The 25333-nt window shown below is 71.6% G+C and carries 24 protein-coding genes; 14 read left to right on the top strand and 10 right to left on the bottom strand.

Features of this window, described 5'->3' with window-relative positions; translation table 11 throughout:
• Nucleotides 1–405 precede the first annotated feature (405 nt).
• The 4 genes from EIM48_RS09945 to prmB all read right to left on the bottom strand — a co-directional run bounded on the left by EIM48_RS09945 (nt 406) and on the right by prmB (nt 4834).
• Nucleotides 406–1431: an aspartate-semialdehyde dehydrogenase gene (locus tag EIM48_RS09945; protein WP_125111553.1), complete on the bottom strand. Its 1026-nt coding sequence runs from the start codon at nt 1429–1431 to the stop codon at nt 406–408.
• 124 nt (nt 1432–1555) lie between these two features.
• Complete coding sequence (locus tag EIM48_RS09940; RefSeq protein WP_019399883.1) at nt 1556–2596, bottom strand: D-glycerate dehydrogenase; 1041 nt, start codon at nt 2594–2596, stop codon at nt 1556–1558.
• A 10-nt stretch (nt 2597–2606) separates the two neighbouring features.
• Nucleotides 2607–3731: a chorismate synthase gene (gene aroC / locus EIM48_RS09935; protein WP_125109070.1), complete on the bottom strand. Its 1125-nt coding sequence runs from the start codon at nt 3729–3731 to the stop codon at nt 2607–2609.
• Nucleotides 3732–3901: 170 nt separating this feature from the next.
• Nucleotides 3902–4834 (bottom strand): 50S ribosomal protein L3 N(5)-glutamine methyltransferase, encoded by a 933-nt coding sequence (gene prmB, locus EIM48_RS09930; RefSeq protein WP_026010782.1) that lies wholly within the window; start codon nt 4832–4834, stop codon nt 3902–3904.
• Nucleotides 4835–4956: 122 nt separating this feature from the next.
• Here prmB and EIM48_RS09925 point away from each other — a divergent pair, with 122 nt between their 5' ends.
• Both EIM48_RS09925 and asd read left to right on the top strand, forming a co-directional pair.
• Nucleotides 4957–5610, top strand: coding sequence for an SCO family protein (locus EIM48_RS09925; protein ID WP_019399879.1), 654 nt, complete (start codon nt 4957–4959; stop codon nt 5608–5610).
• Nucleotides 5607–6455, top strand: coding sequence for an archaetidylserine decarboxylase (gene asd / locus EIM48_RS09920; protein ID WP_019399878.1), 849 nt, complete (start codon nt 5607–5609; stop codon nt 6453–6455). Before EIM48_RS09925 ends, asd begins: the two co-directional genes overlap by 4 nt.
• Nucleotides 6456–6551: 96 nt before the next feature.
• On the opposite strand, the gene EIM48_RS09915 is transcribed toward asd, so the two are convergent.
• Nucleotides 6552–8114, bottom strand: a complete 1563-nt coding sequence (locus EIM48_RS09915; protein WP_039731787.1) for a transglycosylase SLT domain-containing protein — start codon at nt 8112–8114, stop codon at nt 6552–6554.
• Between the two features lie 107 nt (nt 8115–8221).
• Between EIM48_RS09915 and EIM48_RS09910 the strand changes: the two genes are divergently transcribed.
• The 3 genes from EIM48_RS09910 (at nt 8222) to EIM48_RS09900 (ending at nt 11491) form a co-directional block, all read left to right on the top strand.
• Nucleotides 8222–9778, top strand: a complete 1557-nt coding sequence (locus tag EIM48_RS09910) for a helicase HerA-like domain-containing protein (RefSeq protein WP_125111552.1) — start codon at nt 8222–8224, stop codon at nt 9776–9778.
• A 97-nt stretch (nt 9779–9875) separates the two neighbouring features.
• Entirely contained in the window at nt 9876–10376 is a 501-nt protein-coding gene (greB, locus tag EIM48_RS09905; RefSeq protein ID WP_125109066.1) for a transcription elongation factor GreB, read from the top strand.
• A gap of 95 nt (nt 10377–10471) precedes the next feature.
• Entirely contained in the window at nt 10472–11491 is a 1020-nt protein-coding gene (locus EIM48_RS09900; protein ID WP_019399903.1) for a DegV family protein, read from the top strand.
• A gap of 169 nt (nt 11492–11660) precedes the next feature.
• Here the strand turns inward: EIM48_RS09900 and rimO are convergent, their stop codons facing one another.
• Complete coding sequence (rimO, locus tag EIM48_RS09895; RefSeq protein WP_125111551.1) at nt 11661–13028, bottom strand: 30S ribosomal protein S12 methylthiotransferase RimO; 1368 nt, start codon at nt 13026–13028, stop codon at nt 11661–11663.
• A gap of 153 nt (nt 13029–13181) precedes the next feature.
• On the opposite strand from rimO, the gene EIM48_RS09890 reads away from it, so the two are divergent.
• The 4 genes from EIM48_RS09890 (at nt 13182) to EIM48_RS09880 (ending at nt 14771) form a co-directional block, all read left to right on the top strand.
• Nucleotides 13182–13883 carry a dienelactone hydrolase family protein gene (locus EIM48_RS09890; RefSeq protein ID WP_019399901.1) on the top strand — a complete coding sequence of 234 codons (702 nt, stop codon included), beginning with the start codon at nt 13182–13184 and terminating at the stop codon, nt 13881–13883.
• Complete coding sequence (locus tag EIM48_RS09885) at nt 13880–14287, top strand: HIT family protein (protein ID WP_037034477.1); 408 nt, start codon at nt 13880–13882, stop codon at nt 14285–14287. Before EIM48_RS09890 ends, EIM48_RS09885 begins: the two co-directional genes overlap by 4 nt.
• Before the next feature lie 29 nt (nt 14288–14316).
• A complete protein-coding gene (locus EIM48_RS15430; protein ID WP_019399899.1) occupies nt 14317–14481 on the top strand; it encodes a DUF5668 domain-containing protein in 165 nt (54 codons plus the stop codon).
• A gap of 110 nt (nt 14482–14591) precedes the next feature.
• On the top strand, nt 14592–14771 hold the full coding sequence (locus EIM48_RS09880; RefSeq protein WP_019399898.1) for a DUF5668 domain-containing protein: 180 nt from the start codon (nt 14592–14594) through the stop codon (nt 14769–14771).
• Between the two features lie 18 nt (nt 14772–14789).
• On the opposite strand, the gene dcd is transcribed toward EIM48_RS09880, so the two are convergent.
• Nucleotides 14790–15362: a dCTP deaminase gene (gene dcd / locus EIM48_RS09875; protein ID WP_019399897.1), complete on the bottom strand. Its 573-nt coding sequence runs from the start codon at nt 15360–15362 to the stop codon at nt 14790–14792.
• Nucleotides 15363–15480: 118 nt separating this feature from the next.
• Nucleotides 15481–16551, bottom strand: a complete 1071-nt coding sequence (gene apbC / locus EIM48_RS09870) for an iron-sulfur cluster carrier protein ApbC (protein WP_019399896.1) — start codon at nt 16549–16551, stop codon at nt 15481–15483.
• A 214-nt stretch (nt 16552–16765) separates the two neighbouring features.
• On the opposite strand from apbC, the gene EIM48_RS09865 reads away from it, so the two are divergent.
• The 4 genes from EIM48_RS09865 (at nt 16766) to EIM48_RS09850 (ending at nt 23382) form a co-directional block, all read left to right on the top strand.
• Entirely contained in the window at nt 16766–17206 is a 441-nt protein-coding gene (locus tag EIM48_RS09865; RefSeq protein WP_125111550.1) for a DUF2147 domain-containing protein, read from the top strand.
• A gap of 247 nt (nt 17207–17453) precedes the next feature.
• Nucleotides 17454–20438, top strand: a complete 2985-nt coding sequence (locus tag EIM48_RS09860; RefSeq protein WP_125111549.1) for a TonB-dependent receptor — start codon at nt 17454–17456, stop codon at nt 20436–20438.
• Between the two features lie 119 nt (nt 20439–20557).
• Nucleotides 20558–22678, top strand: a complete 2121-nt coding sequence (metG, locus tag EIM48_RS09855) for a methionine--tRNA ligase (RefSeq protein WP_125111548.1) — start codon at nt 20558–20560, stop codon at nt 22676–22678.
• Between the two features lie 113 nt (nt 22679–22791).
• The gene (locus tag EIM48_RS09850) at nt 22792–23382 is read left to right on the top strand and encodes an HAD family hydrolase (RefSeq protein ID WP_125111547.1); all 591 of its coding nucleotides are present in this window, start codon (nt 22792–22794) and stop codon (nt 23380–23382) included.
• A gap of 9 nt (nt 23383–23391) precedes the next feature.
• Here the strand turns inward: EIM48_RS09850 and EIM48_RS09845 are convergent, their stop codons facing one another.
• Nucleotides 23392–23856, bottom strand: a complete 465-nt coding sequence (locus tag EIM48_RS09845; RefSeq protein ID WP_125076181.1) for a hypothetical protein — start codon at nt 23854–23856, stop codon at nt 23392–23394.
• Nucleotides 23857–23954: 98 nt separating this feature from the next.
• Between EIM48_RS09845 and rnfB the strand changes: the two genes are divergently transcribed.
• On the top strand, nt 23955–24380 hold the full coding sequence (rnfB, locus tag EIM48_RS09840; protein ID WP_125076180.1) for an Rnf electron transport complex subunit RnfB: 426 nt from the start codon (nt 23955–23957) through the stop codon (nt 24378–24380).
• A gap of 15 nt (nt 24381–24395) precedes the next feature.
• Here the strand turns inward: rnfB and EIM48_RS09835 are convergent, their stop codons facing one another.
• Nucleotides 24396–25331: a TraB/GumN family protein gene (locus tag EIM48_RS09835; protein ID WP_125111546.1), complete on the bottom strand. Its 936-nt coding sequence runs from the start codon at nt 25329–25331 to the stop codon at nt 24396–24398.
• Nucleotides 25332–25333: the final 2 nt, after the last annotated feature.

Genomic DNA, 25333 nt, shown 5'->3' with positions numbered 1-25333 from the left:
GTTTCGCCGTTCCCACCGCAGCGCCGGCAGCCCGGGAACCGTCCGGCGCGGCACGGAACGCCCGCTTGCAGCCGGCCGCCCCGCCCGGCCGGAAGCGGCCGTTGCCCCTCCCCCGGGCCTTGCGGCAATCGCGCGGCCACCCATGGCTGCCCGCGGCACGCGTTTGCGACCGGGACCGGCATGGCCGGCCCAGGCGCAGCGGCCCAGGGCGGGGCCTGCGTCGCCGGCCTGGCAAGCCCGCATCGGCCAGGCGGCTTGCGCGGATGCAAACTGCGGCCTTGTCCGGGCCAAGCCCCCTTTGCAGCCCGGCACGCATCCAGGTCCGGCCCAACGAAAAGGCCGGGGCATGGAGCCCCGGCCTTGCCGTGGTGCAGGAGGCGGCGGCAAGGGACGCCGCCGTCCGGATCAGCCGCCGGCGGCGACCAGTTCGGCCAGCTGCACCGCGTTGAGCGCGGCACCCTTGCGGATGTTGTCGGCCACGATCCACAGGTTCAGGCCGCGCGGGTGCGAGAAGTCCTCGCGGATGCGGCCCACGTACACCGGGTCGTTGCCCGAGGCGTGGGTGACCGGGGTCGGGTAGCCGCCGGCCTTGCGCTCGTCGATCACTTCCACGCCCGGCGAACGGGCCAGCAGCTCGCGCGCGGCCTCGACCGTGACCTTCTTCCTCGTCTCGATCGCCACGGCCTCGGAGTGGCCGTAGAACACCGGCACGCGCACCGCGGTCGGGTTCACCTGGATGCTGTCGTCGCCGAGGATCTTGCGGGTCTCCCAGACCAGCTTCATCTCCTCCTTGGTGAAGCCGTTGTCCAGGAAGTCGTCGATGTGCGGGATCAGGTTGAACGCGATCTGCACCGGGAAGCGCTGCGGGTCCGGATCCTGGAAGTTGAGCAGCGCCCCGGTCTGGCGCCCCAGCTCCTCCAGCGCCGAGCGGCCGGCGCCGGACACCGACTGGTAGGTGGCCACGTTGATGCGCTCGATGCCGTACTCGCGGTGCAGCGGGGCCAGGGCCACCAGCATCTGCATGGTCGAGCAGTTGGGGTTGGCGATGATGCCGCGCGGACGGTTCTTCGCCGCCTCCGGGTTGACCTCGGACACCACCAGCGGCACGTCGTCGTCGTAGCGGAAGGCCGAGGAGTTGTCGATCACCACCGCGCCGGCGGCGGCGAACTTCGGCGCGTATTCCTTGGACACGCTGCCGCCGGCCGAGAACAGGGCGATGTCCACGCCCTTGGGGTCGAAGGTGGCCAGGTCCTGCACCTTGACCTTGCGGCCGGCGTACTCGACCTCGCCGCCGGCCGAGCGTTCGGAGGCCAGCGGGATGATCTCGGCGACCGGGAAGTTCCGCTCGGCCAGGATGTTCAGCATGGTCTCGCCGACCGCGCCGGTGGCGCCTACGACTGCGACGGTGAAGCGGCGTTCTGCGTTGCTCATTGGAATGTCCGTGGTTCGTGATTGGTGACTGGTATTCGGAAAGCAGGAGCGCGATGCGCGGGGCCGGGTTCGGGGAACCTCTGCCGGGGTGGGCGCCGTGCTGCGTGGCGCGGGCGGAGGTTCCCTATCGTTTGCCGGTCGCGTCTTTCCCCGCACCGGCAATGGCGCCGGTGGTTTTCTTCGCGGTGACCGGGGTGGCCGGGCGGCCGGCATCCGGGCCCAGGTCCAGCGCGGCCAGCAGGTTGTCCACGGCCAGCTGCACCATCGCCCGGCGCGTGGCCAGCGAGGCGCTGCCGATGTGCGGGGTCAGCACCACGTTGCGCAGTGCCAGCAGTTCCGGGCGCACCTGCGGCTCGTCCTCGTAGACGTCCAAGCCGGCCGCGGCCAGGCGGCCATGGGCCAGGGCATCGGCCAGGGCCAGCTCGTCGACCAGGCCGCCGCGGGCGATGTTCACCAGGGTGGCGGTGGGCTTCATCTTCGCCAGCGCGGCGGCGTCGATGATGTGGTGGCTGGCCGGGGAATACGGCAGCACCAGCAGCAGGTGGTCGGCCTGCGCCAGCAGGGTGTCGAGGTCCACGTAGCGGGCGCCGACGCCGCGCTCCACGTCCTCCGGCAGGCGCGAACGGTTGTGGTAGAGCACCCGCATGCCGAAACCGTGGTGGCCGCGGCGGGCGATGGCCTGGCCGATCCGGCCCATGCCCAGGATGCCCAGGGTGCTGCCGTGCACGTCGGCGCCGAGCATGGTCGAGAACGACCACTGCCGCCACTGGCCCTCGCGCAGCCAGCGCTCGGACTCGCTGATCCGGCGCGCGGCCGCCATCAGCAGGGCGAAGCCCAGGTCGGCGGTGGTCTCGGTGAGCACGTCCGGGGTGTTGGTGGCGATGACGCCGGCCGCGTCCAGCGCGGCGATGTCGAGGTTGTTGTAGCCGACGCCGACGTTGGCCACCGCGCGCAGGCGCGGGGCCTGCGCCAGCTCGGCCGCGCCGATGCGTTCGTTGAGCGTGACCAGGGCGCCGTCGGCCTCGCGCAGGGCCGCGGCCACGTCGGCGGGCGCGTGCACGGTCACCTCGCGCACCGCGTCCACGTCGCAATGGGCCGCGAGCTGGTCGACGATGTCGTCGAACAGCGGCTGCGAGACCCATACGCGCGGACGCTGGCTGGCCATGGCCGCGTGCCTAGCTCCCCTGCCCTTCGCCCAGCGCGCCGGCGCCGGCGGGAATGCGCGGGCCGACCTCGCCCACGTCGCCGCACTGGGCGCGGTGGCGCAGGGCCTGGTCCATCAGCACCAGGGCGACCATCGCCTCGGCGATCGGGGTGGCGCGGATGCCCACGCACGGGTCGTGGCGGCCGGTGGTGATGACCTCGACCGGATTACCGTGCACGTCCACGGTCGGCCCGGGCAGGCGCAGGCTGGATGTGGGCTTGAGCGCGATCGAGGCCACGATCTGCTGGCCGGTGGAGATGCCGCCGAGGATGCCGCCGGCGTGGTTGCTGGCGAAGCCGTCGGGGGCGATCAGGTCGCGGTGCTGCGTGCCCTTCTGCGCGACCACGCCGAAGCCGTCGCCGATCTCCACGCCCTTGACCGCGTTGATGCTCATCAGGGCCGCGGCCAGCTCGCCGTCGAGCTTGCCGTAGACCGGCTCGCCCCAGCCCGGCGGCACGCCGTCGGCGACCACGGTCACCCGCGCGCCGACCGAGTCGCCGGACTTGCGCAGGGCGTCCATGTACGCCTCCAGCTCCGGCACCTGCGGCGCATGCGGCCAGAAGAAGGGGTTGGCTTCCACCGCGTCCCAGTCGAAGCCGGCCGGGACGACGTCGCCGATCTGGGCCATGAAGCCGCGCACGGTCACGCCGTGGCGCTGCTTCAGCCACTTCTTGGCGATCACCGCCGCGGCCACGCGCATGGTGGTCTCGCGCGCCGAGCTGCGGCCGCCGCCGCGCGGGTCGCGGATGCCGTACTTCTGCCAGTAGGTGTAGTCGGCGTGGCCGGGACGGAACTGCGCGGCGATGTTCGCGTAGTCCTTGCTGCGCTGGTCGGTGTTGCGGATCAGCAGCGCGATCGGGGTGCCGGTGGTGCGGCCCTCGTACACCCCGGACAGGATCTCGACCTCGTCGGCCTCGCGCCGCGCCGAGGTGTGGCGGGTCTTGCCGGTGGCGCGGCGCTGCAGGTCGTGGGCGAACTCCTCCGGCGCGATCTCCAGCCCGGGAGGGCAGCCGTCGATGACGCAGCCGATGGCCGGGCCATGCGATTCGCCGAAGGTGGTGACCGACAGCAGCCTGCCGAAGGTATTGCTGCTCAAGACGCGCCCCGCGCTGTACCTCTACAAGGCCGCCAAGCATCGCATATCGCGACGCCTGCTGCAGCGCGTCAGCAGCGGGAAAAAACGTTGCCGCGGTAACGGCTTAGACGCGGCCGGCGACCCGGCCGGCGCGCCCCGGGCATGGACCCGCGGCGCGCTTTCCCGGAGCCTCAGCCGCGCGCGGCGGCCAGCTCGGCGATGCGCGCGTTGTGCGCGATCAGCTCGCGGCACTCGACCGCGAACACGCCCATCTGCCCGACCTTGAACTCGATCCAGGCCAGGTCCAGTTCTGGCAGCAGCTTGACCAGGTGCTGCTCGGACTCGCCCACCTCGCAGACCAGCAGGCCGTCCTGGCTCAGGTGCAGCGGCGCGTCGCGCAGGATCTTCAGCACCAGGTCCAGCCCGTCCGGGCCGGCGCGCAGGCCCAGCTCCGGCTCGTAGTCGTACTCGCGCGGCAGGGCGTCGGTCTCCGCGTCGGTGACATAGGGCGGATTGGTGACGATCAGCTCGTAGTGGCGACCGGCCAGGCCGGCGAACAGGTCGGACTTCACGAACTCCACGTTGGTCGCGTGCAGCCGCTCCTTGTTCTCCGCGGCCAGGGCCAGGGCGTCGTCGCTGATGTCCACGCCGTCGACCTGCCAGTCCGGGTTGTAGTGGGCCATGGCGATGGCGATGCAGCCCGAACCGGTGCACAGGTCCAGCGCGCGGCGCACCTCGCGCCCGCCCAGCCACGGCTCGAAGCCGCGCTCGATCAGTTCGGCGATCGGCGAGCGCGGCACCAGGGCGCGCGGGTCGGACTTGAAGCTCAGGCCGGCGAACCAGGCCTCGCCGGTCAGGTAGGCCGCCGGGATGCGTTCCTCGATGCGGCGGCGGAACAGCTCCAGGATCTTTGCCTTCTCGGCCGAGGTCAGGCGCGACTGGCCGTACACCGGGCTGAGGTCGTGCGGCAGGTGCAGCGCGTGCAGCACCAGCTGGGTGGCCTCGTCCATGGCGTTGTCGTAGCTGTGGCCGAAGGTCAGCCCGGCCTCGTTGAAGCGGCTGCCGCCATAGCGGATCAGGTCGATGATCGTGTGCAGCTCGCTGGCCACGTCGGCGTCGGTCATGGGGGTGTGCGCGCCTGCGGCGCCGGCTGGAAAGGGCCGGGAATTATAGGGCAACGGCCGCCTTTTCCCCCGCAACGGCTATCATGGCCGGCCCGACGCCACGCCCCACGGACGCTGACGCCATGTTCAACCGCACCTTCGGCTACATCCTCGCCGCCGCGCTCGCCGCCGGGCTGGGGCTGCTGGTCGCACGCCAGCTGCTCGACCGCCCCGCCGCGCCCGCCGGCCCTGCGCTGCAGGCGGTGACCCTGCTGCCGCAGCCGCGCGAGCTGCCGCCGTTCAACCTGCGCCAGTCCGACGGCACGCCGCTGCTGCCGGGCGAGCTGGCCGGGCACTGGACCCTGGTGTTCCTCGGCTTCACCTTCTGCCCGGACGTGTGCCCCACCACCCTGGCCGAGCTGGCCGCGGCGCAGAAGCAGTGGGAGGCGCTGCCGGAGGCGGTGCGCCCGCGCGTGCTGTTCGTGTCGGTGGACCCGGAGCGCGACACCCCGGCCAAGGCCGGCGAGTACGCCCACGCCTTCCACCCCGACACCCTGGCCGCCACCGCCGACGTGCCGGCGCTGGAGAAGTTCGCCACCTCGCTGGGCTTCGTGTTCATGAAGGTGCCTGGCAAGACCTACGACGAGAATCCGCAGGACTACAGCGTCGACCACTCGGCCAACATCGCCGTGCTCGACAGCCAGGGCCGGCTGGCCGGCCTGATCCGGCCGCCGCTCAAGCCGCAGGCGATCGCCGAGGACCTGGCGGTGCTGACCGCGAAGGAGCGTGGACAGTGAGCCTCGGCACCTACCTGACCTGGGCCCTGCCGCACCGCCTGCTGTCCTCGTTGGCACGGCAACTGGCCTACTCGGAGAACCCGGCGGTCAAGCAGCGCTTCATCGACGCGGTGGTGCGCCGCTTCGACGTGAACCTGGAGGAGGCCGCCGAACCGGACCCGACCGCCTATCCCAGCTTCAATGCCTTCTTTACCCGCGCACTGAAACCGGGGGCACGCACGCCCGACCCCGACCCGCGCGCGATCCTGATGCCGGCCGACGGCCGCATCAGCCAGCTGGGCCGGATCGAGGACGACGGCCGCATCTTCCAGGCCAAGGGCCGCTCGTTCACCGCCGCCGAGCTGCTGGGCGACGCCGAGGCCGCGCGCGTGTTCGCCGGCGGCAGCTTCGCCACCGTGTACCTGTCGCCGCGCGACTACCACCGCGTGCACATGCCCTGGACCGGCGTGCTGCGCGAGACCGTGCACGTGCCGGGCCGGCTGTTCAGCGTGGGCCCGGCCGCGGTGCGCACGGTGCCGCGCCTGTTCGCGCGCAACGAGCGGCTGGTGTGCCACTTCGACACCAGCTTCGGGCCGATGGCCTCGGTGATGGTCGGGGCGATGCTGGTCTCGGGCGTGGAAACGGTCTGGAGCGGGGTGGAGATCCCGGAGTACGGCGACGACATCACCCGCAAGGACTGGCGCGGCAAGGGCATCGTGCTGGAGCGCTTCGCCGAGATGGCGCGCTTCAACTACGGCTCGACCGTGATCGTGCTGCTGCCGCCGGGCGCCGCCACCCTGGCCCCGGGGCTGCAGGCCGAGTCGCCGGTGCGGCTGGGGCAGGCGCTGGCGCACCTGGCGCGCTGACCGGCGGCGGGGACTCCGGCATCTGGCGCCCCGGGTGCGCCTCGCTACCCGGGCCACGTGCGCGACCCGCACCGTTGATGCGCAACGGGCAGCGCTCTACTTCGAGCAGCCGACCAGCTGCAGCTTCTGCCCCTGGCGCAGGGCGTAGGCCGGGGCCTTGAGGCCGTTGGCCGCCGCCAGCTGCTTGATCTGGCAGCCGTGGCGCTGGGCGATGCGCCCCAGGGTGTCGCCACGGGCCACGGTATAGGTGCGCGCCTGCGCCGCCTTGGGCCGCGCCGGCTGCGGACTACCGGTGGCGATCGTGGTCGCCACGCCCGGCACCGGGGTCACGTCGCCCACCGCGACGCTGCCCAGCGGCGCCGCCCCCTCCAGCGCCGCATTCGGGTCCGCGGTCACCAGGGCATGGGCCAGTTCGGCGCGGGCCCCGCCCTCGCAATGGCGGCGGTAGAGCTGGGCCACCCGCGCGGTGGCCGCCAGCACGGTGCCGGCCGGGATCACGGTCTCGGCGTCGAAGCGCGGGTTGAGGTTGCGCAGGGTGCGCATGTAGCCGTCGCGGTTGCCGCTGTTGCCCAGGCACACGGTCAGCTCGTAGATGCTGGCCGGGCGCACCAGTTTCAGCGCCGCCGGGGTGGCCTCCACCTTCGGGAAGGTCACGCCGAACTGGCGCGGGTGCAGGAAGATCCAGGCCGCGGCGATCACCATCGGCACGTAGTCGCGGGTTTCAGGCGGGAACTGCTCGTAGGCCCGCAGGTTCCAGAAGCCGGAGCCGCCGCTGGCGCGGTGCACGCGCAACGCGCGGCCCTCGCCGCCGTTGTAGCCGGCCAGGGCCAGCTCGACGTCGTTGTTGAGCTCGCGCAGGCGCTCGTTGAGGTAGGCGGCGCTGGCCTCGGCCGCCGCGCGCGGGTCGTAGCGGGTGTCGAAGCCGGTGCCGTCCGGGCCCAGGCCGAAGCGGCGCGCGGTGGAAGGCATGAACTGCATCGGCCCGGCGGCGCCGGCGCGCGAGACCGAGTGCACGCGGCCGTTGGATTCCTTGGCCAGGATGCCGAACAGCAGCGCCTCCGGCAGGCCGCGCTTCTCGAACTCCGGCCACATCAGGTGGCGCATGACCTGGTAGTTCTCGTAGCTGGTCATCAGCTGCGGGCGCATGTCGGTCAGCCAGCGGCGGATGCCGGCCTGGATCGCCGGGTTGTAACGGACCATGCGGTCGAAGGCATGGCGGCTGTCGTCGCCCAGCAGGCGCGCGGCGCGTACCGCCTCGGGCACGTCGGCGGCCAGCGCCGGGTCGGCCTCCAGCAGCTCGTCGTCCTCGCCGGCCTCGTCCGGGCCGGCGCCGCTGTCGTCGATGCCCTCCTTGAGCAGGCGCTTGTAGCTGGCCAGCAGGTCCGACAGCGGGCAACCGCGCTGCTTCACGCAGGCGTCGATCACGTCCTCCATGTCCTCCAGCGCGGCATTGCCCTCCTCCGCGCCGCGCGGGTCGCCGTTGCCGGCCAGCACGGTGGCGGCGCGGAAGCGGGTCTCGGCCTGGGCCATGCGGGCCACCAGGGCCTCGGCGGCGGCCCGGTCGCGCGCGGAGACGCGCTGGGCCAAGGCGGATGGAACGATGCAGGCGAACAGCAACACGGCCAGCAACGGCCGCGACAACGATGGACGGGAGGACATCGGCAGCGGGTTCCAGAAGCGACAGGCAGGGTAGCCCCCGCCGCCGCGCAGGGGCAACCCGCGCCGACGCCGCTAGAATCCCGGCCATTCCACCGCGCGAGGCCCCAATGGACCCGATCCTGCTCGGCAAGGGCACCACCGACGACGTCCCGGTCACCCTGCTGCCGGCGCTCGCCAACCGCCACGGCCTGGTCGCCGGCGCCACCGGCACCGGCAAGACCGTGACCCTGATGACCCTGGCCGAAGGCTTCTCGCGCATCGGCGTGCCGGTGTTCGTGGCCGACGTGAAGGGCGACGTCGCCGGGCTCGCGGTAGCCGGCGAAGGCGGCGAGAAGCTGGCCGCACGCGCCGCGGCCATCGGCGTGAAGGACTACGCGCCGGAAGCCAGCCCGGTGGTGTTCTGGGACCTGTACGGCAAGCTCGGCCACCCGGTCCGCACCACCGTCAGCGAGATGGGCCCCACCCTGCTGGCGCGCATCCTCGAGCTCAACGACACCCAGGCCGGGGTGCTGGACATCGTGTTCAAGCTGGCCGACGACCGCGGCCTGCTGCTGCTGGACCTGGACGACCTGCGCGCGCTGCTCGGCCTGGTGGCCGAGGAGCGCAAGGCGGTCTCGGCCGAATACGGCCTGGTCAGCGCGCAGACGGTGGCTGCGATCCAGCGCGCCCTGCTGCGCCTGTCCCAGGACGGCGGCGAACAGTTCTTCGGCGAGCCGGCGCTGGAACTGGCCGACATCATGCGGGTCAACCATGACGGCCGCGGCGTGGTCGGCATCCTCGCCGCCGACCAGCTGATCCTCAAGCCGCGGCTGTACTCGACCTTCCTGCTGTGGCTGCTGGGCGAGCTGTTCGAGAGCCTGCCGGAGGTGGGCGACCTGGACAAGCCGAAGCTGGCCTTCATCTTCGACGAGGCCCACCTACTGTTCGACGACGCGCCGCCGGCGTTGCGCCAGCGCATCGAGCAGGTGGTGCGGCTGGTCCGCTCCAAGGGCGTGGGCGTGTACTTCTGCTCGCAGTTCCCGGACGACGTGCCGGACAACATCCTCGGCCAGCTCGGCAACCGCGTGCAGCACGCGCTGCGCGCGTACACCCCGCGCGACCAGAAGGCGGTCAGGACCGCGGCCCAGACCTTCGTGCCCAACCCGAAGCTGGACGTGGCCGCCACCCTGCCCCAGCTGGGCACCGGCGAAGCCCTGGTCAGCACGCTGCAGGCCGGCGGCATCCCCGCGCCGGTGCAGGTGACGAAGATCGCCCCGCCGCGCTGCCGCATGGGCGCCATCACCGCGGCCGAGCGCGCCCGGGTGCGCGCCGCCAGCCCGGTCGGTACCCGCTACGACACCCCGGTCAACCGCGAATCGGCGGCCGAGCTGCTGGCCGCGCGGGTCCAGGCCGGCACACCCGCCGGCACGCCGTCGGCGCAGCAGGACGGCGAAGGCGGCATCGGCCAGAAGATCGGCGAGTTCCTGTTCGGCACCAAGCGCCGCCAGGGCGTGGTCCAGACGGTGGCCAAGCAGACCGCGCGCAACGTCGGCGGCTCGGTTGGCCGCAGCCTCGGCAGCAGCATCGGCGAGTCGGTGGCCGGCAAGGCCGGGAAGAAATACGGCGGGCAGATCGGCAACCAGATCGTGCGCGGCATCCTCGGCGGCATCTTCGGCCGGCGTTGAGCGCCCCGGCGCCGCGCAAGCGGCGCCGACCGCCGACTCCCCGCCCACGCCACCAGGCGCTAGCATCACGCCCCCGCAATACCCATCGGTTGTCCGCATGTCGCGCTGGCGTCCGCCCCCCGAGAAAAGCACCGCCCTGATCACCCGCGACGGCCACGACCGGCTCAAGGCCGAGCTGGACGACCTGTGGCGGGTGCAGCGCCCGGAAGTGGTGAAGGCGCTGGCCGCCGCCGCGGCCGAGGGCGACCGCTCGGAGAACGCCGAGTACACCTACCGCAAGAAGCAGCTGGCCGGGATCGACCGCCGCGTGCGCTACCTGTCCAAGCGCATCCCCGCCCTGCGGGTGGTCGATACCGTGCCCTCCGACCCGGAGGCGGTCTACTTCGGCGCCTGGGTGGAGCTGGAGAACCTGGCCACCGGCGAGTGCGTGCGTTACCGCATCGTCGGCCCGGACGAGACCGATGCCGCCCAGGGCCATATCAGCATCGACTCGCCGCTGGCCCGTGCCCTGCTGAAGAAGCGCATCGACGACGAGGTCGAGGCGCAGCTGCCCGGCGGCCCGGCGCGCTTCGTGGTGGTGGACGTGAGCTACGGCTGAGCCGCCGGCGGCGGCCATACGGCGACGCAGCTTGACGTCCCCCGCGCCGACCGGCGACCTTCCCGCCTGACTGCAATCGCATCAGGGGAAGTGCTTTGACGGCTATTGAAACCGGCCTGGCCGCCGCGCCGGCCGCTGCGCTGGCGCCCGCGCCCAGCACCCATCGCGCCCGTACCGGCATCGTGATCGACGCCTCGGTCGACGTCTCGGCGGAGTTCCTGGCCGACCCGGACGTGGCGGTGATCCCGATCCCGATCAGGATCGGCGCCAGCACCTACATCGACCAGCACGACCCGGAGGCCAGCGCGCGCTACATGCGCGAGAACGGCAACGGCGAGGGCGTGGCCGGGCAGTCGATCCCGCTGGACGCGGCGCAGATGAAGAACTTCTTCATCGAGCGCTTCGCCCTGGACTACGACTCGGTCTACTGCCTGACCATCACCTCCACCCGCAGCCCGATCCACGAGGCCTGCAGCGAGGGCAGCGCGCTGGCGCTGCACCACATCCGCGGCCTGCGCCAGGCGGCCGAGATGCGGCGGCCGTTCCAGTTCCGGGTGATCGATACCCGCAACATGTTCGCCGGCTCCGGCATCGCGGCGATGGCGCTGCGCGACATGCTGCAGGCGGGGATGTCGCCCAAGGACGTCCGCGCCGAGCTGCTGCGGATCGTCGATACCACCTACACCTACTACATCCCCGACGACCTGGGCTATGCACGCACCCGCTCGCGCGTGCGCGGCGACCGCAGCATCCACCTGACCAGCGTGCTGCTGGGAAGCGCGCTGGACATCAAGCCGATCATCCGCGGCTACCAGGGCGATACCCACCCGGTGAGCAAGTACCGCGGCCGCGCCCAGGCCTGGGGCAAGCTGTTCCGGTACGCCGCGCGCAGGGTGGCCGAAGGCCAGCTGCACACCCCGCACGTGATCGTCTCCTACGCCGGGGCGATGGGCGAACTGCACGCGACCCCGGAACTGGGCGAGCTGCGCCAGGCCTGCGAGCGCGCCGGCGTCTCCCTGCACGTGCTGCAGATGAGCATCACCGGGATGATGAACATCGGCCCCGGCGGGCTGACCCTGGCCTATTCCGGCCCCGTCCCCAACGAGGCGCCCTGAGCGGCGACGGCCCGCACCGCTCCCGGCCGCCGGGAGAGCCCGGGCCGGAAATCGGCCGCGGCGGGCCTGGCCTGCCGCCGGATTCGCGCCGCCAAGCTGCGGCGGCGCTCCCCGGAAACGAAAGCGGCGCCTTGCGGCGCCGCCCTCGAGGTTGCCGCCCGCGCGGGGCTCAGAGCACGCGCAGCGCCAGCGGCAAGGTGTCGCCGGTTTCGGCGTATTCGACCTCGCCGTAGAGGTCGTGCTCGTCGCTGCCCATGATCCGCACGTCGACGAACTCGCCCGGCTGCAGGCCGGCATCGCGGCCGTCCTGGATCTGCACGGTGCCATCGATCTCCGGCGCATCGGCCATGGAGCGGGCGATCGCCAGCTCGCCGTCGAGGAAGTCCACCAGGCAGCGCTGCACGCTGCCGACCTTGGCCTCCAGGCGCGCGGCCGAGATCTCGCCCTGGCGCTCCATGAAACGGGCCAGGCGCTCCTGCTTGACCTCTTCCGGCACCGCGCCGGGCAGGTCGTTGGCGGCCGCGCCTTCCACCGGCGAATAGGCGAAGGCGCCGACGCGGTCCAGCTGGGCCTCGTCGAGGAAATCCAGCAGTTCCTCGAACTCGGCCTCGGTCTCGCCGGGGAAGCCGACGATGAAGGTCGAGCGGATGGTCAATTCGGGGCAGGTCGCGCGCCAGCGCTGGATCCGCTCCAGGGTCTTGTCGACCGCGCCCGGGCGCTTCATCAGCCTGAGGATGCGCGGACTGGCGTGCTGGAACGGGATGTCCAGGTACGGCAGGACCTTGCCCTCGGCCATCAGCGGGATCACCTCGTCCACGTGCGGGTACGGGTAGACGTAGTGCAGCCGCACCCAGGCATCCAGCTCGGACAGGCCCTCGCACAGGGCCTTCATCCGGGTGGCGTACTCGCGGCCGCGCCAGGTGCCCGGCGCGTACTTCAGGTCCACGCCGTAGGCCGAGGTGTCCTGCGACACCACCAGCAGCTCGCGCACGCCGCCCTTGACCAGGCGCTCGGCCTCGCGCAGCACCTCGTCCACCGGCCGCGAAGCCAGGTCGCCGCGCATGGACGGGATGATGCAGAAGCTGCAGCGGTGGTTGCAGCCCTCGGAGATCTTCAGGTACGCGTAGTGGCGCGGGGTCAGCTTGATGCCGTAGTCCGGCACCAGGTCCACGAACGGGTCGTGCCTGGGCGGCAGCGCCTTGTGCACGGCCTCCATCACGTTGGCGTAGTCCTGCGGCCCGGACACGGCCAGCACGTCCGGGTACTGCTCGCGGATCAGTTCCGAGCGCTTGCCCAGGCACCCGGTGACGATGACCTTGCCGTTCTCGTTCATCGCCTCGCCGATGGCGTCCAGCGATTCGGCCACGGCCGAGTCGATGAAGCCGCAGGTGTTGACCACCACCACGTCGGCATCGTCGTAGGTCGGGACGATGTCGTAACCCTCCACCCGCAGCTGGGTGAGGATGCGTTCGGAATCGACCAGCGCCTTCGGACAGCCGAGGCTGACGAAGCCGACCTTGGGGTTGTGCACGGACATGGGAAGCTCGGGAACGGCGGGCGGGCGCGACCGGCGGGCCGGTGCGCGGGGCGCGCGATTATACCCGCCCCGGCCACCGCGCCCGCAGACGCGGCCGGAACGCCCGGGCGACGCATAATGGCGCCCCCCCCCCACACAACCGAGGACGACGCCATGGGCCAATGGATCCAGCTCGACACGCCCCGCGGCCAGGTCGCGACCTGGCAGGCCGGTCCGCCGTCGGCGCCGCGCGGCGGCCTGGTGGTGATCCAGGAGATCTTCGGGGTCAACCCGCACATCCGCGCGGTGGCCGAGGACTTCGTGTCCGAGGGCTACGCGGTGCTGGCGCCTGCGTTCTTCGACCCGGTGGAGCCCGGCGTGGAGCTGGGCTACGACGAGGCCGGCTTCGCCCACGGCCGCAAGCTGGCCGGCGAACTGGGCTTCGACGCCGCGCTGCAGATCCTCGATGCGGCCGCGCAGCGCCTGCGCCGGTACCTGGGCGCGTTCAACGAGCCGCGCGGCGCCGTGGGCACGGTCGGCTACTGCTGGGGCGGCACCCTGGCCATGCTCGGCGCACTGAGGCTGGGCCTGCCCTCGGTCAGCTACTACGGCGCGCGCAACACCGCCTTCCTCGACGACCCGGCCCTGGTCGCCAGCCCCAGGGCGCCGGTGATGTTCCACTTCGGCGAGCAGGACCCCTCGATCCCGCCGGAGGCGGTGGAGCAGCACCGGCTCAAGCTGCCGGGCATGCCGGTCCACACCTACCCCGCCGGCCACGCCTTCAACCGCGAGGTCGATCCGAAGGCCTACGACAAGCCCAGCGCGCGGCTGGCGCGCGAGCGCACCCTGGCCTTCTTCGCCGAGCACCTGCAGTGAGCGGGTTCGAACTGGACCCGCGCCTGGCCGCCGACAGCGTGTTCGTCGCCGACGGGCCGCTGTCGCAGGTGCGGCTGATGGACGACACCCGCTTCCCCTGGCTGCTGCTGGTGCCGCGGGTGCCCGGGGCGCGCGAGTGGATCGACCTGGACGGCAACCAGCAGCGCCTGCTGCTGGCCGAGCTCAACCGCGCCGCGCAGGCGCTGCGCGCCACGCCCGGGGTGGAGAAGCTCAACATCGGCGCGCTGGGCAACGTGGTGGCGCAGCTGCACGTGCACCTGGTCGGCCGGCACCCGGGCGACGCCGCCTGGCCGGGGCCGGTGTGGGGCAGCGGCAGCGCGGTGCGGCACGCCCCGGAAGCGCTGGCGGCGGCTGCCGCGGACTGGCGTTCGCGGCTAGGATAGGCGCCCTTTCCACTGCCGGTTACGCGCCCATGGGTTCCAACGTGTTCGCCGCCCTCGTCCTGATCGTCGTGGGCCTGTTCTTCCTGGCCCGCAACCTGGGCTGGATCGACACGGGGCTGGGCGCGCTGCTGGCCACCTGGTGGCCGGCGGGCCTGGTGGTGGTCGGCGTGGCCATGCTGCTGCGGCGCAAGTAAGCCGCGCGGCTGCCGGTGACAGGGGGCGGCAGCGGTGGCTGACGCCTGTCACCTGACGCCGGTCCGGCGGCGGCGCAAGATGCGCTCCATCCCCCAAGGAGGAAGCCGCCATGTGCCGTCGCCTGGTTCCCGCCCTCGTCCTGATCGTGCTGGGCGTCCTGTTCCTGCTCGACAACCTCGGAATCGGCATCGATGCCGGCCGCGTGCTGTCCACCTGGTGGCCGCTGGCGCTGATCGCGGTCGGCGCCGGCTGGCTGCTGCGCCGCGGCGACGGCACCCGCTGCGGCTGAGCCGGCGGGCGCGCCTGCTCAGGTGCGCGGCAGGGTGACCCCGGTCTGGCCCTGGTACTTGCCGCCGCGGTCCTTGTACGAGGTCTCGCACACGTCGTCCGCGTCGGACTGGAGGAACAGCATCTGGGCCACGCCCTCGTTGGCGTAGATGCGCGCCGGCAGCGGCGTGGTGTTGGAGAACTCCAGGGTCACGTGGCCCTCCCACTCCGGCTCCAGCGGGGTGACGTTGACGATGATGCCGCAGCGGGCGTAGGTGCTCTTGCCCAGGCACACCACCAGCACGTCACGGGGGATGCGGAAGTACTCCACCGTGCGCGCCAGCGCGAAGCTGTTGGGCGGGATGATGCACTCGTCGCCGACCACGTCCACGAAGCTCTTCGGGTCGAAGTTCTTCGGGTCGACGATGGTGGAGTTGATGTTGGTGAAGACCTTGAACTCGCGCGAGCAGCGCACGTCGTAGCCGTAGCTGGACGTGCCGTAGCTGACGATGCGCCTGCCGTCGACCTGCTTCACCTGTCCGGGCTCGAACGGGTCGATCATGCCGTGCTGTTCGGCCATCGTCCGGATCCAGCGGTCGCTCTTGATGCTCATGCAGTGGTTCCCTGGGGCAAGGCGCGTGAACGCGCGATTGTAGGGGGCCGGCCGGGCCGCGTGTACCCGCGCCCGGCCGGGCCTCCCGCCGCGGCGGCGGGAAGCGCGGACCGGGGCGTCAGGCCAGCCGGGCCGCGATCGGAATCGAGGCGCGCGGGCGCCGGGCCAGCGCGGTGGCCAGCGCCTGCGCGGCGGCCAGGTAGGCCTGGGCCGGAGCCGCGTCCGGCGCGGCCACCACCACCGGCGCGCCGGCGTCGCCCTGCTCGCGGATGCGCAGGTCCAGCGGCAGCGAGCCCAGCAGCGGCACGCCGTAGCGCTCGGCCATGGCCTGCGCCCCACCGTGGCCGAACACGTGCTCGACGTGGCCGCAGTTGCTGCACACGTGCATGGCCATGTTCTCGACGATGCCCAGCACCGGCACCTCGACCTTGTTGAACATGGCCACGGCCTTGCGCGCGTCCAGGGTGGCGATCTCCTGCGGCGTGGTCACCACCACCGCACCGGCCACCGGGATCTTCTGCGCCAGGGTCAGCTGGATGTCGCCGGTGCCCGGCGGCAGGTCGACCACCAGGTAGTCCAGGTCGCCCCACAGGGTGTCGGTGAACAGCTGCATCAGCGCCGAGGTGGCCATCGGCCCGCGCCAGATCATGGGCGTGTCCTGCTCGACCAGCAGGCCGATGGACATGGCCTCGATGCCGAACGCGCGCATCGGCTCGATCGACTTGCCATCCGGGCTCTCCGGCCGCCCGGACAGGCCCAGCATGGCCGGCACGCTGGGGCCGTACACGTCGGCGTCGAGCACGCCGACGCGCGCGCCGAGCCTCTGCAGCGCCAGCGCCAGGTTCACCGCGGTGGTCGACTTGCCGACGCCGCCCTTGCCCGAGCCGACCGCGACCACGTTGCGGATGCGCGGATGCGGGGCCAGCCCGCCCTGCACCGCGTGGGCGGCGATCCGCGGGCGCAGTTCGAACGTTTCCAGCGCCTGGCCGGCGGCGGCCAGGGCCGCCTCGGCGCGCGCCTGCAGCTGGGCCGCCCAGGCGGCGGAAAACGGGAATCCGGTGGTGCCCTGGACCTGGGCGCCGCGGCCGCCCGGGCGCGCGTCCCAACGCACGGCCGCACCGAGCGGGCCGCCGCCGGCCGGGTCTTCCAGGGTGGCGAGGATGTCTTGGAGGGGGGAAGCAGCAGTCATGTGTAGGTCACGCCAGGCCGGCCCCGCCCCGGGTGGCGCGGGCGACCGGCTCGATATCGGTTGAGCGCGCCACGGTACAAGAATGCGCGCCGCTTGGCTGCCCCCCGGCGGCGCCACGCAGCGTCCGCATCCGGTCAGCCGTACGGGGGCGGATGCTGGTATAAGAGGCCAGGCCCGCCGCATCCGGCAGGCCATCTGCATCCGGGAGGAAAACATGCGCAAGACCCTGCTGGCCGGCCTCGCCCTGCCGCTTCTGGCCCTGGCCTCGATGACCGCCACGGCCGCCGATCCGGTCGTCGGCCGCTGGAAGACCATCGACGGCGAGACCGGCAAGCCCAAGTCCTACGTCGAGATCACCCAGGCCGCCGACGGCAGCTTCAGCGGCCGGATCGTCGAACTGATCAACCCCAGCCGCCCCAACCCGACCTGCGACAAGTGCAGTGACGACCGCAAGGGCAAGCCGATCACCGGCATGGAGATCATCCGCGGAATGAAGGCCGACGGCGGCGGCAAGTATTCCGGCGGCACCATCCTCAAGCCCGACGAGGGCAAGGTGTACAAGTCCAAGCTGGCCCTGATCGACGGCGGCAGGAAGCTGGAGGTTTCCGGCTGCGTCGCCTTCATCTGCAAGTCGCAGACCTGGATCCGCGAGTGACGCCGCATTAAGCAAGGCACAGGATCCGTGAAGGGGCGCCATGATGGCGCCCCTTCTTTTTCACGGCGCCTGCACAATTCCCATACGTATGCATATTTCCGGGATAATCAGGGACTTACGTATATACAATGCAAATCGGACGGCATTTACCCGATAGAGAAAAACTTCTGAAATAACGAATAACTCAACAATTATTTTTTCCTGAAGGTCCTAGCATTCTGGCGTCCCCCAAAGCGCAGGTGGCCGTATGAATGACAGGATCGTCATCCCCCGCAACCGCCTCACCGCTGCCCTGGTGATGGCATTGCTCGCACCCCTCGCCAGTCCCGCCCTCGCCCAGGAATCCGGGTCCCAGGACGGCGCACCCACCCAGCTGGACCAGGTGATCGTCACCGGCTCGCGCATCGCCCGCACCGGCTTCATCACCCCCGCCCCGGTGACCGCGGTCACCGCCGAGGAAATCCGCGGCACCGGCGCCACCAACATCGGCGACCTGATGGCGCGGATGCCGGCGCTGTCGCCCACCTACACCCTGGGCAATTCCACCCGCTTCATCGGCACCGCGGGCCTCGGCCTGCTGGACCTGCGCGGCATGGGCACGTCCCGCACCCTGGTGCTGGTCAACGGCCGCCGCCACGTGGGTGCCAGCCCCGGCTCCACCGCGGTCGACGTCAACACCATCCCGGTGGAATGGATCGAGCGCGTGGAGGTGATGACCGGCGGCGTGTCGGGCGTGTACGGCGCCGATGCGGTGGCCGGCGTGGTCAACTTCATCCTCAAGAAGGACTTCGAGGGCATGGAGTTGCGCGGCCAGCACGGCATGGCCGACGAAGGCAGCTTCGACCGCTCCTTCGTCAGCTTCACCGCCGGCAAGAACTTCGCCGACGACCGCGGCAACGCGGCCTTCTCGCTCGAGTACAGCACCCAGGACCGCTTCGGCCGCGGCGACCGCGAGATCGGGCGGCGCTTCATGGTCTCGGTGCCCAACCCGGACTTCGACCCCAGCCAGCCGCCCAGCCAGCGCAACCCGCAGAACGTGTTCGCCAGGCCCGGCGGCAACCACTCAATCTCCTACGGCGGCGTGTTCACCATCGGCAGCTTCAACGTCAACAACCCGACCAACCGCTACCTGTTCAACCCGGACGGCACGTTCCGCCGCGCCCGCTACGACGGCGTGGTGGTCAGCCCGACCTCATGCGTGGACTGCGATTTCGCCGACCTCAACGCGGTGGCCGACCTGGAGCCGGCGTTCGACCGCTTCAGCGCCAACTTCCAGCTGAACTTCGAGCTCAACGAGAACCACCGCATGTTCTTCGAGGGCAAGTACAGCAAGACCGAGTCGAACTTCTACGGCCAGCCGGCGTTCGACCAGCCGATCCGCATCCGCCGCGACAACGCCTTCATCTCGCCCGAGCTGGGCGCGCTGATGGACGCCAACGGCCTGACCCAGCTGCAGGTCACCCGCTTCAACGTCGACGCCGGCCGGCGCGGCGAGGACGTGGACCGCCAGACCGTGCGCGCGGTGTTCGGCTTCGAGGGCAACCTCGGCGAGGACTGGACCTACGAGGCATCGGTCAACTACGGCCAGTCCAAGATCGACCGCCGCAACCTCAACAACCGCATCAACGAGCGCTGGCACGCCGGCCTGGACGCGGTGCGCGACGAGAACGGCAACATCGTCTGCCGCGCCAGCATCGACGAGGACGCGGTCAACCCGCACACCGGCACGCGCTACTCCAGCTTCGCCAGCAACGGCTGCATCCCGTTCAGCGTGTTCGGCGACGGCGCGGTGGCGCGCACGCCCGAGGCGATCGCCTGGTTCAACACCACCTCGCTCAATTCCTCGACCCTGGAGCAGAACGTGGTGGCGGCCTCGGTGGCCAACAGCCGGCTGTTCTCGCTGCCGGCCGGCGACGTGGGCTTCGCCGCGGGCGTGGAGTACCGCAAGGAGAAGAGCCAGGAGAACACCGACCCGCTGGCCGCGCTGGGCCTGACCTTCCTCAACGCCATCCCCAGCCGCGGCGGCGAGTACGACGTCACCGAGGTGTTCGCCGAGACCACCATCCCGCTGCTGGCCGACCTGCCCGGCATCTACAACATGTCCCTGGACCTGGCGGCGCGCCACTCCGACTACAGCAGCATCGGCGAGACCCTGGCCTGGAACATCGGCCTGAACTGGGAAATCATCGACACCCTGCGCTTCCGCGGCACCTTGGCGCGGGCGGTGCGCGCGCCGAGCATCGGCGAGCTGTACAACCCGCAGTCGGAGAACTTCGCGACCATCAACGACCCCTGCAACTACCAGCCCACCAACCCCAACCGCCCGGATACCGCCGAGGACCGCGCCCTGCGCGTGGCCAACTGCAGCGCGCTGGGCATCCCGGAAGGCTGGATCGACACCTTCAGTGCCAGCCGGCCGGGCGTGAGCGGCGGCAACCCGGACCTGGAGGAAGAGCGCGCCCGCAGCTGGACCCTGGGCCTGGTATGGCAGCCGGACTTCATCAACGGGCTGGGCGTGTCGGTGGACTACTGGAACATCACCCTCAAGGACGCGATCGGCGCGGTCAACGCGCAGACCCTGGCCACCCGCTGCGTCGACTCGCCCGGCGGCATCGGCAACCAGTTCTGCGCCATGATCACCCGCGCCCCGGTGGGCGGCTACGTCGACCCGCAGGGCCGCGACTTCCCGGCCTACTCGATCACCCGCTGGGTGGCGCTGAACGAGAACCTGGCCAAGTCGCGCCGGGTCGGCGTGGACCTGGAGATCGACTACCGCTACAACCTGTTCGGCGCCAGCGTGGTCTCGCGCTTCGTCGGCACCCGCCTGCTGCAGTCGCGGGAGTGGCAGTTCCAGGACTTCCCGGACGAGTTCGACGAGAACGTCACCTACTACACCGACCCGCGCTGGCGCGCCACGCTGGACAACAGCTTCGAGTTCGGCAACTGGAGCGCCAGCTGGAACATGAAGTACGTCGACGGCAACCTGCGGGTCCAGCCCAAGAGCTACAACGCCAACCCGGGCTCGGCCAGGCCGATCATGAATGGCTCGTACACCTACCACAACCTCCGGCTGGGCTACACCTTCCCGGAGAGCGAGCTGAACGTGTACCTCGGCATCGACAACGCCTCGGACAAGGACCCGCCGCTGAACTACTTCGGCGCCGACATCGGCAGCGCCAACTACGACAGCATCGGCCGGTTCTTCTACATGGGCGCGACCTACCGCTTCTGAGCGCCGCCGCGCACGGGCCCGGCCCCGCCGGGCCCGTGCGCCGGGGCGCCGGCAGCCGCCCGGCGGGCCCGGAGCGCCCGCCATGCGATAATCGGCGGTCCCTTTCCCCACCGACCGCCATGTCCCGCTCCGTCCTCGTCACCAACGCCCTGCCCTACGCCAACGGCCCGCTGCACCTGGGCCACCTGGTCGGCTACATCCAGGCCGACATCTGGGTCCGGGCGCGGCGCATGCGCGGGGACGCGGTGTACTACGTCTGCGCCGACGACACCCACGGCACCCCGATCATGCTGGCGGCGGAGAAGGCCGGGGTCACCCCGGAGGCCTTCATCGCCCGGATCAAGGCCGAGCACGAGCGCGACTTCGACGCCTTCGGCGTGGCCTTCGACTGGTACCACTCCACCCATTCGGAGGAGAACCGCGAGTTGACCGGGCGTTTCTACGCCGCCCTGGAGGCGCGCGGCAGCATCGAGCGCCGCTCGATCGAGCAGCTGTACGACCCGGTCAAGCAGATGTTCCTGCCCGACCGCTACGTCAAGGGCACCTGCCCGCGCTGCAAGTCCCCGGACCAGTACGGCGACAACTGCGAGGTCTGCGGCGCCACCTACGGCCCCACCGACCTGATCGATCCGCGCTCGGCCGTGTCCGGCGCCACCCCGGAGCTGCGTGCCTCCGAGCACTTCTTCTTCCGCCTGGGCCAGTACACCGAGGTGTTGCGCGAGTGGCTGGCCGGCGACGTGGCCCTGCCCGGGGTCAAGGCCAAGCTGGCCGAGTGGATCGAAGGCGAAGGCGGCCTGCGCGACTGGGACATCTCCCGCGACGCACCCTACTTCGGCTTCGAGATCCCCGGCCACCCCGGCAAGTACTTCTACGTGTGGCTGGACGCGCCGATCGGCTACTTCTCCAGCCTGCTGGCCCTGGCCCGCAGCGGCAAGGCCGGCGACTTCGACGAGGCGGCCATGGAGCGGCTGCTGCAGCCGGGCGACCACGCCGAGCTGCACCACTTCATCGGCAAGGACATCGTCAATTTCCACGGCCTGTTCTGGCCGGCGGTGCTGGAAGGCAACGGCCTGCGCAAGCCCGACCGCCTGCACGTCAACGGCTACCTGACCGTGGACGGGGCCAAGATGTCCAAGTCGCGCGGCACCTTCATCATGGCCCGCACCTACCTGGACGTGGGACTGGAGCCGGACGCGCTGCGCTACTACTTCGCGTGCAAGTCCTCCGGCGGCGTGGACGACCTGGACCTCAACCTGTCCGATTTCGTCGCCCGCGTGAACAGCGACCTGGTCGGCAAGTTCGCCAACATCGCCAGCCGCTGCGCCAAGCTGCTGGACGTGCATTTCGGCAACGTGCTGGCCACGCCCCCGCCGCTAGTCAATGAGACCGGCGACCTCTCCGAAGGCTGGGCCGAGACCGCGCGCCATCTGCTCGCCAATGTACGCGGACGAATCGAAACCGCGCCGGAACTTTACGCAGAAGACAACTTCGCGGCGGTGACACGCAACGCGATGGCGGCCGCCGACCTGGCCAACGAGTACATCGCTGCTACCGCACCCTGGGCGCTGGCCAAGGACCCGTCGCGGCGCGCCGACCTGCACCTGGTGCTGAGCACCGCCATCCAGGCCTTCGCCGACATCGCCGGCGTGCTCAAGCCCATCGTGCCGGCGACCATCGCCCGTGCCGAGGCCTGGCTGGGCACCACCCTGGCGGTGGACCGCCGCGTGGACCTGGCCGGTCGCACCGTGGCCGCCTATACCCCCCTGTTCACCCGTATCGACCCCAAGCTGATCGACGCCATGACCGAAGCCTCCAAGGACACCCTCGCCGCCGCTCCCGCCGCCCCCGCCCAGCCGGAAAAGAAGGCCGAGGCGAAGAAGGACGCCGCGCCGGCGGCCAGCGCGCCGCAGTACATCGGCATCGAGGACTTCGCCAAGCTCGACCTGCGCATCGGCAAGGTGCTGGAGTGCGGCTTCGTGGAAGGCTCGGACAAGCTGCTGCGCTTCCTGCTGGACGCCGGCGAGCTGGGCCAGCGCCAGATCTTCTCCGGCATCCGCGCCAGCTACGGCGAACCGGAGAAGCTGGTCGGCCGCAACGTCGTGTTCATCGCCAACCTGGCCCCGCGCAAGATGCGCTTCGGCATCAGCGAGGGCATGATCCTGTCGGCCGGCTTCGACGGCGGTGCGCTGGCCCTGCTGGACGCCGACGAAGGCGCCCAGGCCGGCATGCCGGTGCGCTGATCCGCACTGCGGCCTGCGCCGCCCGGTGGCGCAGGCCCATCCGCGGGCGCGGCAACGGCGGCACCCGCAACGGCGGCCCGCGCCGCCCCATGCAAGGGACGCGAGGGAGGCCGATGGAACTGGCCCTGGTCGACTTCGACCACACCGTCACCACCTGCGATACCTACGGCCGCTTCCTGCGCCGCCTGGCCACGCCAGGGCAGCTGGCACGGGCGCGCTGGACCATCGGCCCCTGGGTGGCCGGCTACCGGCTGGGCCTGGTGTCGGCCTCGGCGCTGCGCGTGCGGGCCACCCGCAAGGCATTCGCCGGGCGCGACGCGACCTGGGTCCGCGCCGCCGGCGCCGACTACGCCGAGCGCGAACTGCCGGGCCTGCTGCGGCCGGAGATGATGCAACGCATCGCCGCGCACCGCGCCCGCGGGCATACCGTGGTGATCGTCTCCGGCTCGCTCGACGCCTACCTGGCGCCGTGGTGCCGACGGCACGGGCTGGAGCTGGTCTGCAACCGCCTGGAAAGCGTCGATGGCCGCCTGACCGGCCGCTACGCCGGCGGCGACCGCGGCGCGCACAAGGCAGTCGACATCCGCGCCCGCTACGACCTGTCGCGCTACGCGCGCATCCACGCCTACGGCGACAGCCGCGAGGACCAGGCGATGCTGGCGCTGGCGCACGAACGCTGGTGGCGTGGCCGGCGCATCGCCTGAGGCGCCGGATCAGTCGGCCGGCACAGGCTCGAAGAACACCGGCACGAAGCGCCCGTGTTCGAACACGAAGTAGTGGCGGCCATGGCCAGGGCCGTCCCCGAGCCGGCCGCTGACCACCAGCAGGCGGCTGTCGGCGCGGTAGTCCAGCATCTCGCCCTCGCCCGCCCAGCAGCAGGCCGCGCCCGGCAACTGCACCAGCCGCCCGCTGCCGCGGTCGGCGGCCAGCAGCCGCAGGCAGTCGGTGCCGCAACCCCATTGCACCAGCACCTGGCCGCCGGCGAAGTCCGGCGCGCCGGCCAGGGCCTCGCGCAGCACCGGTTCCAGTTCGCGCAGCTCCGGCGCCTGGATGTCCGGCGCCACCGGCGCCGTGTAGGCCTGCACCGCCACCGCGTGCGCCGCGTGGGCCGGCGGCTGTGCGGCCAGCGGCGCGGCCGCCAGCAGCGCCGCCACCGGCCAGATCCGTTTCCAGGACATCGGTTGCCCTCCTCTCGTGCACGCAGCATGCGGCGCCGCGGCGCGTGTGTACAGGCGGCGCAGCGGCGATAATGGCCGGCCCGCCGCATCGCCCGCGCATGTCCGCTCCGCTTCCGCCCCTGGTCGAACGCCTCGACCGCCTGCTGCCGCAGACCCAGTGCGGCCAGTGCGGCTATCCCGGCTGCCGCCCGTACGCCGAGGCCATGGCCACCGGCCAGGCCGGACCGGACCATTGCCCGCCCGGCGGCGACGAGGGCGCGCGTGCGCTGGCGCGGGTGCTGGGCGTGCCGCCCGTGCCCTACGACCGCAGCCGCGGCCAGTGCAAGCCGCCGGCGGTGGCGGTGGTGGTGGAGGCGGACTGCATCGGTTGCACCAAGTGCATCCAGGCCTGCCCGGTGGACGCCATCATCGGCGGCCCGAAGCTGATGCACGTGGTGCTGGATCCACTGTGCACCGGCTGCGAGCTGTGCGTGCCCGCCTGCCCGGTGGACTGCATCGTGATGGAGCCGGCGCCGGCCGCCTGAGGCCGGCGCGGAACGCTAGCGGCCGGCGCAGGCGCGGCACACGCGCTCGACCCGGTACCCCTGCGCGCGCAGGCGCTCGACCAGGCCGTCGCTGCCCAGCAGGTGCAGCGCGCCGACCACCACCAGCACGTCGCCCTGGCCCCGCTCCAGGCGTTGCCGGATCTGCGGCAGCCAGGCCTCGTTGCGGGCCACGTTCATGTGCCGGTACAGCTCCGGGTACTGGCGCCGCAGGTCCTCGCCCAGCAGCCGCCACAGGCCCTCGGCATCGCCGCGGCGCCAGGTGCGGTACATGGCCTCGATGGCCTCGTCCCCGGCCTCGGCCTGCGCCAGGGACTGGTCCAGCATCTGCACCTGGGTGGCCAACGGCATCCCGGCCAGCACCGCGATCTGGTCGGCCGCCCGCTCCAGCCCGGACGCCGGCTTGCCGGCACTGGCGGCGGCCTGCATCAGCTGCCGGTCCAGGCCCAGCGCCGGGTCGAAGCCCATCCGCTGCAGCTGCCCGATCGCCAGGGTGAGCCCCAGGAACCACGGCTCGACCCCGGACAGCTGCGCCAGCGGCAGGCCGGTGGCGGCGGCGTGCGCCTGCATCCGCGCCCACAGCGCCGGCCCCAGGTCGTCCTGCAGCGTGCCCGGGCGCTTGCGCAGCGCGGCCCGCAGCATGGCGGCCGCAAGCGTGGGCGAGGTCGCCTCGTCCGGCGCCAGTTCGAACACCAGTGCGTCGGCGGCGGCGAAGGCGTCCTCGACCTCGGCGGCCAGCACCTCGTCGCCGGGGCGCAGCATGTGGAACGAGCCCAGCAGGTACACGGAATTGTCCGCGTCGGAGACCTTCCACAGCAGCGGCACCGGCGGCGCGGCCAGCACCGGCAGCGTCAGCAGCAGCCCCAGCAGCAGTACCGCCAGGCGGGCGAAGCGACGGGACGGGCCGCAGGCGCGGGGAAACAGGGCGTGCATCG

The organism is Pseudoxanthomonas sp. SGNA-20, assembly GCF_003931635.1.
Classification (GTDB): domain Bacteria; phylum Pseudomonadota; class Gammaproteobacteria; order Xanthomonadales; family Xanthomonadaceae; genus Pseudoxanthomonas.
The sequence above is the reverse complement of the archived record's forward strand: the minus strand, read 5'-3'. Positions and strand labels throughout refer to the sequence as shown.

Coding starts and splice junctions, on each gene's coding strand:
- EIM48_RS09945 (WP_125111553.1), bottom strand. CDS start 1,431: ATGAGCAACGCAGAACGCCGCTTCACCGTCGCAGTCGTAGGCGCCACC.
- EIM48_RS09940 (WP_019399883.1), bottom strand. CDS start 2,596: ATGGCCAGCCAGCGTCCGCGCGTATGGGTCTCGCAGCCGCTGTTCGAC.
- prmB (WP_026010782.1), bottom strand. CDS start 4,834: ATGACCGACGCCGACGTGGCCAGCGAGCTGCACACGATCATCGACCTG.
- EIM48_RS09925 (WP_019399879.1), top strand. CDS start 4,957: ATGTTCAACCGCACCTTCGGCTACATCCTCGCCGCCGCGCTCGCCGCC.
- EIM48_RS09915 (WP_039731787.1), bottom strand. CDS start 8,114: ATGTCCTCCCGTCCATCGTTGTCGCGGCCGTTGCTGGCCGTGTTGCTG.
- EIM48_RS09910 (WP_125111552.1), top strand. CDS start 8,222: ATGGACCCGATCCTGCTCGGCAAGGGCACCACCGACGACGTCCCGGTC.
- greB (WP_125109066.1), top strand. CDS start 9,876: ATGTCGCGCTGGCGTCCGCCCCCCGAGAAAAGCACCGCCCTGATCACC.
- rimO (WP_125111551.1), bottom strand. CDS start 13,028: ATGTCCGTGCACAACCCCAAGGTCGGCTTCGTCAGCCTCGGCTGTCCG.
- EIM48_RS09890 (WP_019399901.1), top strand. CDS start 13,182: ATGGGCCAATGGATCCAGCTCGACACGCCCCGCGGCCAGGTCGCGACC.
- EIM48_RS15430 (WP_019399899.1), top strand. CDS start 14,317: ATGGGTTCCAACGTGTTCGCCGCCCTCGTCCTGATCGTCGTGGGCCTG.
- EIM48_RS09880 (WP_019399898.1), top strand. CDS start 14,592: ATGTGCCGTCGCCTGGTTCCCGCCCTCGTCCTGATCGTGCTGGGCGTC.
- dcd (WP_019399897.1), bottom strand. CDS start 15,362: ATGAGCATCAAGAGCGACCGCTGGATCCGGACGATGGCCGAACAGCAC.
- apbC (WP_019399896.1), bottom strand. CDS start 16,551: ATGACTGCTGCTTCCCCCCTCCAAGACATCCTCGCCACCCTGGAAGAC.
- EIM48_RS09865 (WP_125111550.1), top strand. CDS start 16,766: ATGCGCAAGACCCTGCTGGCCGGCCTCGCCCTGCCGCTTCTGGCCCTG.
- EIM48_RS09860 (WP_125111549.1), top strand. CDS start 17,454: ATGAATGACAGGATCGTCATCCCCCGCAACCGCCTCACCGCTGCCCTG.
- metG (WP_125111548.1), top strand. CDS start 20,558: ATGTCCCGCTCCGTCCTCGTCACCAACGCCCTGCCCTACGCCAACGGC.
- EIM48_RS09850 (WP_125111547.1), top strand. CDS start 22,792: ATGGAACTGGCCCTGGTCGACTTCGACCACACCGTCACCACCTGCGAT.
- EIM48_RS09845 (WP_125076181.1), bottom strand. CDS start 23,856: ATGTCCTGGAAACGGATCTGGCCGGTGGCGGCGCTGCTGGCGGCCGCG.
- rnfB (WP_125076180.1), top strand. CDS start 23,955: ATGTCCGCTCCGCTTCCGCCCCTGGTCGAACGCCTCGACCGCCTGCTG.
- EIM48_RS09835 (WP_125111546.1), bottom strand. CDS start 25,331: ATGCACGCCCTGTTTCCCCGCGCCTGCGGCCCGTCCCGTCGCTTCGCC.